Source organism: Stenotrophomonas terrae, from assembly GCF_001431465.1.
Classification (GTDB): domain Bacteria; phylum Pseudomonadota; class Gammaproteobacteria; order Xanthomonadales; family Xanthomonadaceae; genus Stenotrophomonas; species Stenotrophomonas terrae.
Genome location: NZ_LDJJ01000102.1, coordinates 1 through 956, shown reverse-complemented (window position 1 = coordinate 956; position 956 = coordinate 1). Strand labels below are relative to the sequence as shown.

The 956-nt window shown below is 66.6% G+C and carries 2 protein-coding genes; both read left to right on the top strand.

The features are described from left to right. The coding region (locus tag ABB27_RS18780) for a capsule biosynthesis GfcC family protein (RefSeq protein WP_057630827.1) at nucleotides 1-723 on the top strand (723 nt) is incomplete at its 5' end. Next, nucleotides 720-956: YjbH domain-containing protein (locus tag ABB27_RS18775; RefSeq protein ID WP_338061726.1), on the top strand; the 237-nt coding region annotated here is incomplete at its 3' end. The genes ABB27_RS18780 and ABB27_RS18775, both read left to right, overlap by 4 nt.

Genomic DNA, 956 nt, shown 5'->3' with positions numbered 1-956 from the left:
GCCGGTGCCACCTCGGTGCCTGTGGCTGCAAGCGGCAATGTCCGCAACCCGGGCAGCTATCTGCTGCCACCCGATAGCCGCCTGAGCCGGCTGGCATTGACGGCCGGCCCGACTGAAGACGCCTATATGCTGGGCGCGGCACTGCTGCGCGAGCAGGCCCGCATCGAACAAATCCGCTGGAAAGCAGGGCTCCTGTTCGATCTTGAACAACTTTCAAGGCACAACCAGCACTCAGCCGAGCTGTCAGCCACCCTTGCGCAGCTAACACGATCGTTCGCGCGCCTGCCGGTCACCGGCCGCGTCAGCCATCCGCTGGAGCCGCGCGCATTGGAAGCCAGCCGCGAACGCGACCTGCCCGTACAAGCCGGCGATCAGGTCTTTTACCCGACGCGCCCCGCCACGATCACCATCATCGGCGCGGTTGTCGCCGACTGCCAGCCAGCACACGTCGCCTTGCAGCCACCGGCCCGCTATCTACGGCAATGTCCCAGGAACAGCGGCGCCAGCGCCGACTACGTGCATGTCATCCATGCCGACGGCCACGTCGAAACGCTGGGCATCGCCGCGTGGAATCGGGCCGCTCCTTCCAGCCTGGCACCCGGCGCCATCCTCTTCGTACCACTGGCCGATGCCGTAGTGCGCAAGGCGGCACCCCGATTCAACGAGGATGCCGCCCGCTTCCTCGCCACCCAACTATTGCCCGCGCCCGGAACTGCACCGTGACCCATCGAAACACGCGTGCGCTGATGCACGTCAGCGTCACCTTGCTGTGCCTGGGCATAGCTGCAGACCTTCAGGCGCAACAGGCGCCCACACCCAGCTCCAGCGACTGGGGTGGCATCGGCTTGCTGCAGACCCCAACCGCGCGCATGGCCGCCGAAGGCGAACTGGGCATCACCGCGAGCCATACCTCGCCCTATAGCCGCTACACCGTCACCCTGCAGCCGTTGCCGTGG